The sequence below is a fragment of the Alteromonas sp. ABV4_150 genome (assembly GCF_056311745.1).
Map to the genome: position 1 here is coordinate 2,583,931 of NZ_CM149971.1, position 12,972 is coordinate 2,596,902.

A 12,972-nucleotide genomic window follows, 5' to 3' on the forward strand; every position below is an offset into this window, starting at 1 on the left:
CGCCCACTAAGATCAAGCGAAGATCTGATAAAGCACAACAGGTGTAACTAGGTATAACTAAATGAGCGCAACATTTTCAACTGATTCAACGGTAAACGCCAGCCCTTTAAAGCTTGATAGCGCATTATCTGCGCAAGTCCAGGTGTTGGGTGACGCACTTAGAGCAAAAGGTTGGAGTGTATCTAGTGCAGAATCTTGTACAGGTGGGGGGCTTGCTTTTGCTTTCACCAGTGTTTCAGGAAGCTCTGACTGGTTTAATCAATCTTGGGTGACCTACTCAAATGATGCGAAGCAGAGCATATTAGGTGTTACCGAGCAGACGCTTAAAGAGCATGGTGCAGTGTCGAAGCAAACGGTAAAAGAAATGGCAGAAGGCGTGCGACGCAATAGCGGTGCGCAGCTAGTTGTGACCGTAAGCGGTATCGCCGGGCCTGGCGGGGGCAGCGAAGAAAAGCCAGTAGGCACAGTGTGGTTTGGCTTTTTATGTGATCAGAAAGAAGAACAAGTTAAAAAAGTGTTTAGTGGTGATAGAGACGAAGTGCGAGAGCATGCTATTACCTTTGCCATAACGCACTTAGTTAAAATGTTGAGCGAAATTTAAAAACACTGGTTGAAACTGTATGCTTGTACAGTATAGAATGTGATCATTATTTGATACGTTTACTTTCTAGTTAGTAAAACCGTTAACAATAGTGTGTAACAAGTAATTGAAAGCACAGGCAATTGATTAATGTATAGCCAGTTAACGGACAATTAGTTGATTAAGATGAAGCAGGTACAGCGTTTTAAAACATAACAGCTGCCTTCGTCATTAAGAATGTAAATTAGTACCAAGAAAGAATTTAACCGCAAATCCTAGAGGATACATACGTGGACGATAACAAATCAAAAGCTTTAACCGCCGCAGTTGGCCAAATTGAAAAGCAGTTTGGTAAAGGCGCTATTATGCGCTTAGGCGACAACCAAGCCATGGATATTGAAGCGATTTCTACTGGCTCACTAACCATTGATATCGCTCTAGGTATAGGTGGCTTACCTTGTGGGCGTGTAGTAGAAATTTACGGTCCTGAATCGTCTGGTAAAACAACGCTTACGCTTCAAGTTATTGCTGAAGCGCAGAAGAAGGGTAAAACCTGTGCGTTCGTAGATGCTGAGCACGCTCTAGACCCAGTTTACGCTGAAAAGCTTGGCGTAAACATCGACGAACTATTGGTATCTCAGCCTGATACTGGTGAGCAAGCGCTAGAAATTTGCGACATGCTAGTACGTTCAGGTGCGGTAGATGTTGTTATCGTTGACTCGGTAGCAGCGCTTACACCTAAAGCTGAAATTGAAGGCGACATGGGTGATTCTCACGTTGGTCTTCAGGCCCGTCTAATGTCACAAGCGTTGCGTAAGCTTACTGCTAACATTAAACGCTCTAATACGCTGTGTATCTTCATTAACCAGATTCGTATGAAGATTGGTGTAATGTTCGGTAACCCAGAAACTACTACTGGTGGTAACGCGCTTAAGTTCTACTCTTCTGTTCGTTTAGACATCCGCCGTATCGGCGCAGTGAAAGAAGGTGACGAGGTAGTAGGTAACGAAACCCGCGTGAAAGTAGTTAAGAACAAAGTCGCGCCTCCGTTTAAGCAGGCCGAGTTTATGATCCGCTACGGTGAAGGTATTAGTAAAGAAGCTGAACTTATCGACCTTGGTGTTAAGCAGAAGCTTGTTGATAAAGCCGGCGCTTGGTACAGCTACAAAGGCGATCGCATTGGTCAAGGTAAAGCGAACGTAATGAAGTACCTTAAGGAACACCCTGAAACGGCTAATGAGATCGAAACAAAGATCCGTCAAGAGCTATTGCTCTCTAAAACCATGCAGGCTGAAGAAGCATTGCCACAGGGCGAAGACGACGTACTTCCTGAATAAGATAGGTTTTACAAGTATCTTAAAAACCCACCGAAAGGTGGGTTTTTTTATGCCTTTGCTACGCAGGGTATATTAAGAAATATTTACTAACACTTAATATCCGGTTGAAACTTGTACAAAAAATAAAAACAGGGAATGCTGTAATAAAGTACGATAAGCGAAGACTATAAAGAAAGGTTGGCTTTTGGTGTATTTCCAAGGCTCAACGTTTCGGAATCTAAATCAGGAAAATTTGCGGCTACAGCAAACAATGCCTTAAACAACAATTAATATAGAGAACAGCTTACATCAAGAGGGAAAAGGGAATGATTGAAATATCAGGTCTCGCTAAACGCTTTACGGTGGAAAACCCGAAAAAGCTTAGCGAACAAGAGAAGAAGGACCCGCGTTTAAAAGGGCGTTATTTTCAGTCAGTAAGGGATGTGTCTTTTACTTGCGAAAAAGGTCAGGTTCTGGGACTGTTAGGACCTAACGGCGCAGGTAAAACCACTACATTGCGTATGCTTTCAACGGCGCTCAAACCTGACAGCGGTAAAGTGCTCATAGGTGGCCAGGACGTACTTTCCAACCCAAACATAGCGCGAAAAAAGATAGGTTTTCTTTCCAGTTCAACAGGTCTATACGGCCGTTTAAGTGGGCGTGAAAATATTAGCTACTTCGGTGAGCTACACGGCATTTCAAAAGATGTGATTAATGCACGTATTGAAGAGCTAGCTGATTTACTAGATATGCAAACCTTCCTTGATAGAAGAGCGGAGAATTTTTCATCAGGCATGAAACAAAAAGTGTCGATTGCCCGTGCAGTTATTCACGAGCCAGAGTTAGTGGTTCTCGATGAGCCTACAACTGGCCTTGATATTATGGCAACGAGTACCGTGATGGAATTCATTCAGCGCCTTAAAGATAAAGGTACCCCGGTAATTTTCTCTACCCACCACCTCGACGAAGTACAAACTCTTTGTGACAAAGTAACAGTCATTAATCAAGGAGAAACAGTATTTAACGATTCGCTTGCCGCCTTTAGTGCGCTTTCTGATAATGGCGTAGAGGCTGGGCAAATGCATAAGAGCTTTCTAAAAACACTATCAATGGATTCTGAGGAGATGGGCAATGTGGTTAATCTTTAAAAAGGAGTTCAAAGAGCTATTAAGGGATAAGAAAACCATCATATTTATGATTGGTTTACCACTTTTATTATTCCCTGCCATCTTTGGTGTCGCATTCTTTTTTATGAGTTCAGCGGCGGACAAAGCTGAAAATAAAGTACTGAAATACGCGATAGTTGGTGAAGCGTATGCACCAGCAATTGTACAGTCTTTTAACGATGCATCAGATAAATTCGAATCAGTTGCGATTGGTGATGAGACTGACTACGCCAAACTCATTAAAAACGAAACGTTAGACTTTGTGTTGGTTATACCAGAGAGTTTCGATAGTGACATATTAAGTTCAGGGCAACATAAGATTCAGCTTTATTTAAACGATGCAGGCCTTAACAAAGTTATGGGGCGTGTTTCCGATATTATTGATGAATATACAGACGCGTTTCAGCAAAGCGCGTTTGCACAGCTAAACCTTGACGAAACCCAGCAAGAGGCTTTACTAAAACCAATCAAAATAGAAAAGCAAAATGTGGCGGATGATCGCGAAGTGTGGGGTGAGCGTTTAGGCGGTATGCTGCCTTACTTTATATTCATCTTGTGCCTACAAGGTGCAATGGCGCCAGCAGCAGATTTAGGGGCAGGTGAAAAAGAACGTGGTACCTTAGAAACCCTGCTTATTTCGCCAATGGACCGTCACAAGTTGGTATTGGGTAAGTTCTTTACGGTAGCTACCGCAGGTATTGTTACCGCGCTAATAACGGTGTCTTCCATGGCCATATGGGGGCTAGTGTTATCCCAAGGCATGGCCGTTGAGTTTGTCGTAGAGATCATGTCAATGATAGGTCTTGTAGATTTCCTACTGATTTTCTTGATGTTAGTACCAGTGGTCGCAGTATTTGCGGCGGTATTGTTATCGCTTTCTATTTATGCTCGCTCTTTTAAAGAAGCGCAAAGCTACATGGGGTCACTGATTATGGTGGTTATTTTCCCTGTAATTATAGCCATGATGCCTGGTGTAGAGCTAAAAGGAGGCTGGGTTTGGGTACCGCTGACTAACGTTGCTTTGGCGATGAAAGAGCTGTTCAAAGGTACTATGGACTACTTTGCACTCTTTGGCATATTTACGTCTACCGCAGTGATTGCAACCGGACTGATTTTCTTCTGTATCCATTGGTTTAACAAAGAGAAAGTACTGTTTAGATAGTTTGAAAAGTAATGAATAGCAAAAGAGCTCGCTTAAAGCGGGCTCTTTTTTTACCCTCACACTTCAAAGTCCACCCGTTTGATAATTCCTTCCCACCCAGGGGGGATTTTCCCCTGCAAAACATATGAGTAAGCAAGAAGTTCGGCGATGACGTAATAAAGTGACTCGGGTATGTCTTGCCCTACATCTAATGTAGTGAGGACTTCACTTAGATACGGGTCTTCATGAATAAGTATCCCAGTTTCTTCAGCCATGGCAATTATTGCTTCAGCTAAGTCTCCATACCCCTTAGATACTACCTTAGGTGCATTTTTCTTGTCGCCGCCATCATATTTTAGACCAATAGCGCGTTTTGTCTTTTGAGAATCAGTCATACTCCTTCTACCTATACCCTAGTTTCAAATATCTGATGGGGGCGTGTGTTTAACGTCTCAGGAATATGGCCTCGTTGGTAACTTGTGTTTTCAACCACAAGTCCGAGAGAGGAAAGGCGTTTATGCAGGTAGGGTAGCGTATCACCAATACGCCTAAGGATTTCATCGTTCGATGCATATAAGTCTAAGTTAATCGTGTCTTTATCGATCTTTGACTTCGCCAATACTTGCCCGCTATCGCCAATGTCTAATTTCATCGTGATATTCCAAAGCGAGCGCTGACCCGCTTGTGTTTGCTTATTGTGTTGCCCACTTTGGTCTCGCTTTATCAAGAGCTCAGGCGGACTGTGATGTTGTGAAAGCGACGGTAACACATAATAGAAACTATCTTGTCCTTGAATACGGGAATCGACACTCGCTACTTTACTTTGCTGATGACTGCTTAGTAAGGTTTTAAGTTGAGAAAGCAACTGCTGTCGCCCGTCTAACTGGTTCATGTCTTGGCTAACACGACTTGGTTGGGTGGTTACTCCCATATTCGATAGCGTCTTAGAAACGATAGAGTCGGGTGCATCTATTTGGGTTTTTAAGCTAGGCTGTCTTTGCATGGCACGGCCTGCTAGCGCTAGCTGAACTAACGCAACCATGCCTTGTACGAAACTTGATGAACTTACAGGCGATGTTAAATTAATTGGAGTCGTCACCAATGCTTGTGTTGAGATAAGCTGCTGCAAGCGTTGGGATAAACCTTGGTCGTTCATGTCTAGTGCGAGTTTTTTAGGTTCGTTATTAACGTCGCCAAGAGGCTTATCGGTATCTGAAACAATAGGGGGGACTTCTGCGCCCTTGCTTTGTATAGCTGTCAACTGTTGAGCAATACTACTCAGTAAACTATTTGATAACCCTTTTGCTTGTGTGCTTAGGGACTGAGCGAGTGAGGCAAGTGATACCTGTGATGCAAAGGTTGGCTTACTTCCACTATCTTTTCCTTGTATTCCCACCGTTTCTTCAGACCCATTGCTCTTGGGTTGCTTTAACGCATTTGCCGCCGCCATCAATTGTTCAATAGTAGGCTTAGGAGGCCCGATAAAGTCCCCATTAAACATTCTAGCTTGCGAAGGTTTGGCGTTAAGGGCATCAAGGCCTTTTAGCTGCTGCAATATTTTATCAATATGCTGTACTTCGGTTATTTTTGTCGCACCGCGATCTTGCGATAACTTTCCATTTTCAACAATAGTGACGAGTTGGCTTAACGCTTGGTTTGTATTGCCCGTCTGACTTAGTAAGACTCGAGAAAGGGCGGTGATCGCCCTGTGCACATCCGAGCCTTTAAGTGATGTGGGGGCTTCTTTATCAATGTGTGCGACAGTAGATGTGATACTTCCAGCACCTCTATCTGAGACAGTCTCGACCCCTTTTGCGTTTACTTTGGGAAGTTGTGACAGATCGAGTTTGTTTACCTGCTCTGCGTTTAAAGAGGGAATGGCTAAGGAAGGTGAGCTACTCTGAGGCAAACTTATTTGTAATAACGGACTTTGTTGCACTGTACGTATGGAAAGTTTGCTATCAATCAAGGTTAGCGCAGATACAGCTTTTAATGCATCGGGTTTGGTGCCTGAACTATTTATAACAGCATTAAGACTTGGCGGGTTGTTGGAATTGTGCTCAATGGCGACGCCACCTTGTCTAATCGAACTTGCAATAACCTGCTGTTGTAAATTAGCACTTATATTTTTGTGTGTGATGGTAGCTAAATTACCGGCGTTAAGTCTTGGAGCATTGCCTGCTTTTGAGATCTCCTGAGAAACCTGAAGTGTGATATGGCCATTACTTTCTCTACTTAGTCTTAAGACAACTTGCTGTCCAAGCAGCTTTTGAAGTGCGGTTTTAGCTGCACTATCAAGCCTTGCAGTGCTTATGTCGTTAAGCGCCAGAACGTCGCTTTTGGAGGTATTAATTTGAAGCTGCCCGAAGCTTCTCGCTTTTTGTTGAAATAGTGAGTTCACCTTTGAGGATCACGGCAGCATTATTTGCAGCGAGCGCCTTTGCCACGGCTTTGAATAAATCTGCTTTATCAGGAGGCGTTAATACGGCGTTCTGTTGCGAGGAAGTTGTAAAAAGCAATACCGCACGCTGAGCACCAGATTGGTCAGGTAGAGTACTTTGAGGCAAAAGTGCAAGCTGAGCATTGTTAATTACTTGTTTTGGCAGTTTTGCATCTGTCTCGGCGGGTAAAACAATATTTAGTGTCTGTGAAGCTGAAACAGTACTACTTGATAGAATATTATTTACCGGGGCGCTTATCGCTAATACCCGTTCGGGCAAGCGTTCAACTATTACTTTTGCCGCATTATCTAACGCGGCAGCCTGAGACAGTGTGGCATTAGTAATAGCGGGAGACATACTTCCTTTTTGCCCTTGAGCCGCAGCGTTTACACTTCCTGCTTGTGATAAGGATGCTGAAGCCGAGCCAGAAGATGGATTCGAAGCGGCTGCCAATAGTGATGATAATGGTGTTGTCATGATTGTAATATCGGCACGGTGGCGCTTTTCCTTACTAATTAAAGTATAGCAAAGCTATTAAGGGCTGTTTCCAGTTTACGCATGGCCACCAATAGAAAAGAGAAAAGCTTCCCATTAAAGGCAAGAGAACTTAAATGAAAATGCCTTTGTCGTTGAAGTAAATCATATTTAATTGGAATTCACGACTGCGAAAAAGCGTTCGTGTGGTAGACTAGCGCCATTTTTTTATAACCTCTTCTGAACGTTGGAGTAGCTAGGCAGTGTTAGAGGCGCGCGGGTTAACATGCAGCAAACGAGACAGAACCCTTTTTGAAGGTCTTTCACTTGCCGTTAGTGCTGGTGAATTGCTGTATTTGCGTGGACCTAATGGCGCGGGGAAAACCAGTTTGCTTCGCATTCTCACAGGACTGAGCTCACCTGACTTAGGTACCGTTTTTTATCAAGGAACAGACGTATCTAAGGACAAGTCAGGCTATTACCATGAGCTCCTTTATCTAGGTCACAAAAGCGGCACTAATGGAAGCCTTTCGGCATTAAATAACCTGTCGTTCTGGTTAGCTCAGCACAAGGTATCGGTGCCAGTTAATACACTATATAACGTATTAGAAAAAGTGGGGTTAGTTGGTCTTGAAGACGTGCCTGTTAGGTATTTGTCGGCAGGTCAGCAACGTCGTGTAGCGCTATCGAGACTATGGCTTAAGCCAGCAAAGGTGTGGATATTAGATGAACCCTTTACAGCACTTGATGTAAAAGGAGTGCACATGCTTGAAACTAGCATGAAAGAGCACGTAGGTCGCGGCGGTCTCATCATTACTACTTCGCATCAACCCCTTTCAGAAACCGCTGGGGAACACCGTGTATTCGACTTGGAGTACCGCTTCTAATGTCACTTTATCAAGGTATTTTTAAGCGCGACATGCAGATTGCGTTCAAGCAAAAAGCGGAATTGGTGCAACCACTGATGTTTTTAACCATGGTAGTGACTTTGTTTCCGTTAGGCGTTAGTCCGTCTCCTGATACCCTTCAGCGCATTGGACCAGGGGTAATTTGGATTGCCGCCATACTGTCCTCTCTCATGGCGATGGAAAGGCTGTTTCGCGATGACTTTCAAGATGGTTCGTTAGAGCAATACATGCTTTCTGGTATGGCGTTGCCAGCGGTAAGCGCGGTGAAAGTGACCGTACATTGGTTGGTTAGCTTCGTGCCCTTATTTTTGCTTTCCCCTTTATTAGCGATGTTTTTGAATTTGACAGTAGATATGTATATCGCGCTTGTTTTAACGTTGCTGCTGGGTACGCCGCTACTTTCTCTAATTGGTGCTATTGCGGTAGGACTTACCGTCGGATTGCAAAAGGGAGGGGTACTTTTAGCACTGTTACTTATCCCTGTCTTTATTCCTTTACTGATATTTGCCACGTCGGCTGTGGATTCTGCCGCACTGCAATTACCTTATCATGCGCAACTTGCTATTATTGCCGCCATGCTTTTATTGGCTGCGGCATTGGCACCGTTTGCCATCGCGTATTCTTTAAAAGTGAGTCAAAACTAATGTGGAAGTGGTTACACCCCTACGCAAAAACAGAGCGTGCTTACCAGCTTTGTTTAACTTTACAGCCTTGGTTTTGGGTTGGTGCTTTAGTGTGTTTGAGCGTAGGCAGTGTATGGGGGCTTGCCTTTGCGCCCCAAGATTATCAGCAAGGTGATTCGTTTCGTATTATTTACATTCACGTGCCGAGCGCCATCTTGTCTATGGGAACTTATGTTGCTATGGCAATTGCAGCCCTAGTGGGTATGGTTTGGCAGTGGCGTACTGCTTATATGAGCATGATTGCCATGGCGCCTATCGGCGCAGTAATGACCTTTATCGCTTTGTTCACAGGGGCGGCTTGGGGTAAACCTATGTGGGGCGCTTGGTGGGTGTGGGATGCGCGACTGACGTCAGAGCTTATTCTGCTTTTCTTGTACATGGGAGTTATAGCCCTTTACGGAGCATTTGAAGACAAACAGCAGGCTGGTAAAGCCGCAGGCGTAATGGCTCTTGTTGGTGTTGTAAATATCCCCATTATTCACTACTCAGTAGAGTGGTGGAACACGTTACATCAAGGGGCAACTATCAGTAAGTTCGACAACCCTTCGATTGCGCCAGAAATGTTGTGGCCGCTGTTAATTAACTTACTGGGTTTTGCTTTCTTTATTGGTGCTGTAACCACAGTGCGTCTACGCAACGAAATTGTATTACGAGAAATGCACAGGCCTTGGGTACAAGCGTTGGCAATGAAAGCAATGTCAAAGCAGCAAAGCGAGACGGCAAGTTCGTTTGGAAAAGAGGGCAATTAACATGCAGTTTGACTCCTTTGCCGATTTTTTAAATATGGGCGGCTATGCATTTTATGTATGGCTGTCGTTTGGCGTTACTTTTATGGCAATGGCTATTATCGCCGTGCAAAGCTTTATTAAACATCGCGGCCTTTTAAAGCAGGTGGTGGTGGAAAAAGAGCGCAAAGCGCGCATTAAGAAAGCGCGAGAGCAACAGCGAGACAACACCTAGTGTTGGTGTAAAAGTGAACTTAGCATTTATTTGCGTTTTTATCGTTTATTAGTTTTTTCGAAGTGAGAGTTGCATGAACCCGAGACGAAAGCAGCGATTGGCCGTAGTAGGAATTATCGGTTTTTTAGTAGTAAGTGCAATTGGATTGATGCTTTACGCTCTAAATGACAGTATTGACCTTTTCTATACGCCCAGCGAAATAATTGACGGCAAAAATGGACAAAAACCACAGGTTGGCCAGCGTCTTCGTATAGGCGGTATGGTGGTGCCTGGCAGTGTGAAACGTGACCAAGAAAGTTTGGCTGTGAGCTTCGACTTAATCGATACCGGCCCAACGGTTACCGTAACTTATACTGGCATCTTGCCTGATTTGTTCCGCGAAGGGCAGGGCATTGTGGCAACGGGGATACTTACCGGAGAGAAGAATATCAAAGCGCAGGAAGTACTCGCTAAACACGATGAAGAATACATGCCACCTGAGCTAGCAGAAAAAATGAAAGGCATTAAACACGTTAAACCTGACAATATGCCTTCCTACGAGTCGACTACCGGCACTGGAGGCAAATAATTTATGGTGCCTGAGATTGGAAATATAGCGCTAACTTTAGCGTTGGTATTGTCTATTTTATTGGCGGTTTACCCCCTGTGGGGAGCGCATCGTCAGCATGAAACGTTAATGGCTACTGCCAAGCCGTTAGCCATTGGCCTATTTACGTTTACGCTTATTGCCTATGTGTGCTTGACCTACGCGTTTGTTACCGATGATTTCAGCGTGGCTTACGTTGCGCAGCACTCAAATAGTCGGCTTCCTATCTATTATAAGATTACCGCTGTATGGGGTGGTCATGAAGGCTCTTTCCTTCTGTGGGTACTGATGCTTTCAATCTGGACCGTGGCTGTGGCGATATTCAGCAAGGGTATTCCACTTGCTATGGTCGCTAGAGTATTATCAGTATTAGGCATGGTAGGTATTGGTTTTTACTTATTCATGCTGCTTACCTCAAACCCGTTTAACAGCATGCTGCCGTTTTTCCCGGTAGACGGGCGGGATCTCAACCCACTGCTGCAAGATTTTGGCATGATCATTCACCCGCCTATGCTTTACATGGGCTATGTTGGTTTTTCTGTCGCTTTCGCGTTTGCTATCTCGGCGCTTATTTCTGGTCAGTTAGATTCAACCTGGGCGCGCTGGTCAAGGCCTTGGGTTATCTCTGCCTGGGCGTTTCTCACAGTGGGCATTGCACTAGGTAGCTGGTGGGCGTATTACGAACTAGGTTGGGGCGGCTGGTGGTTCTGGGACCCAGTAGAGAATGCCTCATTTATGCCTTGGTTGGTAGGTACTGCGCTTATGCATTCGCTTGCCGTAACCGAAAAGCGAAAGGCGTTTAAATCATGGACAGTGCTACTTGCAATTGCCGCATTTAGTTTGAGTTTATTAGGTACCTTTTTAGTACGTTCCGGGGTCATCGTTTCGGTGCACTCGTTTGCAAGCGACCCTACCCGAGGCTTGTTCATTTTAGGCATATTGATTGTGCTTAGTGGCTTTGGCTTGCTGCTTTACGCTATGCGTGCAGCTTCACTTAAAAGCCCAGGCCGCTATCAAGCGTTTTCCCGTGAAGTGTTGTTAATGGGCAACAATGTCTTTCTGTGTGCAGCAACATTAGTTGTTCTTCTCGGTACGCTACTGCCTCTTGTTCACAAAGAGTTAGGCTTGGGCAGTATTTCCGTAGGCGCTCCGTTCTTTAACCAAATGTTCACCTTGTTGATTGTGCCCTTTGTATTGATGCTAGGGCTTGGTCCGCTAACGCGTTGGAAGCAGCAAAAAGCCAGCGAACTGCAAAAACAACTGTTGATTGCAGGTGGAATTGCACTAAGCGCAGGTGTACTAGTGAACTTTGCCTACGACGAACCAACTTACATGGGTGTACTGGGAATGGTGTTGGTGTTTTGGATCCTCGTCACCACAGTGCAAGAAGTCATGCAGCGTTTATCTGCTATGCCTTCAAGTAGCTCTGATAATGCATCGGTACTATCTAAACTTCGCAAACTTACACCAAGCCACTGGGGCATGGTGTTGGGCCACGTTGGCTTTGCTATCTGCATTATTGGTATTACCCTTGTTTCAAACTACGAAATGGAGCGGGATGTTCGCATGGACATTGGCGATACCGTTTCTCTAGGTGGTTATGATTTTAACTTCAAAGACGTACGTAAAGTACAAGGCCCGAACTTTGAGGCGGACAAAGGCGTATTCGACGTTTATAAAAACGGCGAACAAATAGCGCATTTAGAGCCTGAGAAACGTTTGTATATTGTTCAGCGTATGCCAATGACAGAAGCGGCTATCCATTCAAACCTAGCACGAGACTTATTTATTGCTATGGGTGAACCGCTAGACAACGGTGCTTGGGCGATTCGTATTTACATTAAACCGTTTGTTATCTGGCTATGGGCGGGTGCAGTCGTTATGGCTATAGGCGGTATCTTTTCTATTAGCGACAAACGTTACCGCATGGCTAAGGTTAAGAAGATCAAACGTGTATTTGGTGGGAAAAGTGAGAACGACGCAGAGCAATCTCATGGTCAAGTAGCCACTTCATCAAATACGTCAGTGAAAGGAGGCGCATAATGAAAAAAGCTCCACTTGTTGCCATTCCATTGGTGCTGTTTTCTTTGCTGGTTATTTTCTTATTCAAAGGGCTTTTTTCTGACCCTAGAGAGCTAGACTCACAAGTTCAAGATAAAACATTACCTGCATTCTCACTGCCAGATCTTATGCAGCCAGATGTAACCTATACCCCAGAAGATTTAAAAGGAAAGGTGACTATCTTGAATGTATGGGGGGTATGGTGTGTGACTTGCGCTGTCGAAATGCCGTATCTTACTCGGCTTAAGAATGAGCAAAATGTTCACATTGTGGGATTGTATTTCGACCAGGATTTAGACCCAGACTTTGGCACAAAGACACTCAGTCGCGTGCAGCAAGAAGTTACCGACATGCTCAGCCGCTATGGCAACCCCTACGCGTACAACATCTTCGATGTTTATCGCGATACCTCCCTTGACCTTGGCGTTACTGGTGCACCAGAGCACTTTGTGATTGATGCTGAAGGCATTATTCGCATGCACCACATAGGCGATATTAATGAGCGCGTGTGGAATTCTAAAGTTGGGCCGCTATATAACAAACTCGTTGCAGAGGCGTCTGGCAAAGTAAGTGAAGATAGGAAAGTGGACGTTGATGCTGTAATGAGTGATGCCCAAAGTGTTCAAGGAGGCGAGTGAGGATGTTAGCTAGAAATG

General features: G+C 44.6%; 14 protein-coding genes. 11 read left to right on the plus strand and 3 right to left on the minus strand.

What is annotated here, in order from left to right:
• Positions 1 to 61: 61 nt before the first annotated feature.
• From ACYX4M_RS11240 to ACYX4M_RS11255, 4 genes are all read left to right on the plus strand, one after another.
• Complete coding sequence (locus tag ACYX4M_RS11240; RefSeq protein ID WP_476080177.1) at positions 62 to 601, plus strand: CinA family protein; 540 nt, start codon at positions 62 to 64, stop codon at positions 599 to 601.
• 269 nt (positions 602 to 870) lie between these two features.
• Complete coding sequence (gene recA, locus ACYX4M_RS11245) at positions 871 to 1,917, plus strand: recombinase RecA (RefSeq protein ID WP_179982559.1); 1,047 nt, start codon at positions 871 to 873, stop codon at positions 1,915 to 1,917.
• A gap of 305 nt (positions 1,918 to 2,222) precedes the next feature.
• Complete coding sequence (locus ACYX4M_RS11250) at positions 2,223 to 3,044, plus strand: ATP-binding cassette domain-containing protein (RefSeq protein WP_476080178.1); 822 nt, start codon at positions 2,223 to 2,225, stop codon at positions 3,042 to 3,044.
• Positions 3,028 to 4,224 (plus strand): ABC transporter permease, encoded by a 1,197-nt coding sequence (locus ACYX4M_RS11255; protein WP_476080179.1) that lies wholly within the window; start codon positions 3,028 to 3,030, stop codon positions 4,222 to 4,224. Before ACYX4M_RS11250 ends, ACYX4M_RS11255 begins: the two co-directional genes overlap by 17 nt.
• 56 nt (positions 4,225 to 4,280) lie before the next feature.
• Here the strand turns inward: ACYX4M_RS11255 and ACYX4M_RS11260 are convergent, their stop codons facing one another.
• The 3 genes from ACYX4M_RS11260 to ACYX4M_RS11270 are packed head-to-tail and all read right to left on the minus strand — an operon-like array spanning position 4,281 to position 7,121.
• Positions 4,281 to 4,598, minus strand: a complete 318-nt coding sequence (locus ACYX4M_RS11260; protein ID WP_025254245.1) for an EscU/YscU/HrcU family type III secretion system export apparatus switch protein — start codon at positions 4,596 to 4,598, stop codon at positions 4,281 to 4,283.
• 11 nt (positions 4,599 to 4,609) lie between these two features.
• Entirely contained in the window at positions 4,610 to 6,604 is a 1,995-nt protein-coding gene (locus ACYX4M_RS11265) for a flagellar hook-length control protein FliK (protein WP_476080180.1), read from the minus strand.
• The gene (locus ACYX4M_RS11270; protein ID WP_476080181.1) at positions 6,552 to 7,121 is read right to left on the minus strand and encodes a hypothetical protein; all 570 of its coding nucleotides are present in this window, start codon (positions 7,119 to 7,121) and stop codon (positions 6,552 to 6,554) included. The genes ACYX4M_RS11265 and ACYX4M_RS11270 overlap by 53 nt, the downstream gene beginning before the upstream one ends.
• A 260-nt stretch (positions 7,122 to 7,381) precedes the next feature.
• Here ACYX4M_RS11270 and ccmA point away from each other — a divergent pair, with 260 nt between their 5' ends.
• The 7 genes from ccmA (at position 7,382) to ACYX4M_RS11305 (ending at position 12,954) form a co-directional block, all read left to right on the plus strand.
• Positions 7,382 to 8,005, plus strand: coding sequence for a cytochrome c biogenesis heme-transporting ATPase CcmA (ccmA, locus tag ACYX4M_RS11275; protein WP_476080182.1), 624 nt, complete (start codon positions 7,382 to 7,384; stop codon positions 8,003 to 8,005).
• Positions 8,005 to 8,670, plus strand: coding sequence for a heme exporter protein CcmB (ccmB, locus tag ACYX4M_RS11280; RefSeq protein ID WP_474853910.1), 666 nt, complete (start codon positions 8,005 to 8,007; stop codon positions 8,668 to 8,670). Before ccmA ends, ccmB begins: the two co-directional genes overlap by 1 nt.
• Entirely contained in the window at positions 8,670 to 9,458 is a 789-nt protein-coding gene (locus tag ACYX4M_RS11285) for a heme ABC transporter permease (protein WP_476080183.1), read from the plus strand. The genes ccmB and ACYX4M_RS11285 overlap by 1 nt, the downstream gene beginning before the upstream one ends.
• A gap of 1 nt (position 9,459) precedes the next feature.
• Entirely contained in the window at positions 9,460 to 9,669 is a 210-nt protein-coding gene (gene ccmD / locus ACYX4M_RS11290) for a heme exporter protein CcmD (RefSeq protein WP_476080184.1), read from the plus strand.
• A gap of 73 nt (positions 9,670 to 9,742) precedes the next feature.
• Positions 9,743 to 10,237, plus strand: coding sequence for a cytochrome c maturation protein CcmE (gene ccmE, locus ACYX4M_RS11295; RefSeq protein WP_476080185.1), 495 nt, complete (start codon positions 9,743 to 9,745; stop codon positions 10,235 to 10,237).
• A 3-nt stretch (positions 10,238 to 10,240) separates the two neighbouring features.
• On the plus strand, positions 10,241 to 12,298 hold the full coding sequence (locus ACYX4M_RS11300) for a heme lyase CcmF/NrfE family subunit (protein ID WP_476080186.1): 2,058 nt from the start codon (positions 10,241 to 10,243) through the stop codon (positions 12,296 to 12,298).
• Positions 12,298 to 12,954 (plus strand): redoxin family protein, encoded by a 657-nt coding sequence (locus ACYX4M_RS11305; RefSeq protein ID WP_334057308.1) that lies wholly within the window; start codon positions 12,298 to 12,300, stop codon positions 12,952 to 12,954. Before ACYX4M_RS11300 ends, ACYX4M_RS11305 begins: the two co-directional genes overlap by 1 nt.
• Positions 12,955 to 12,972 lie beyond the last annotated feature (18 nt).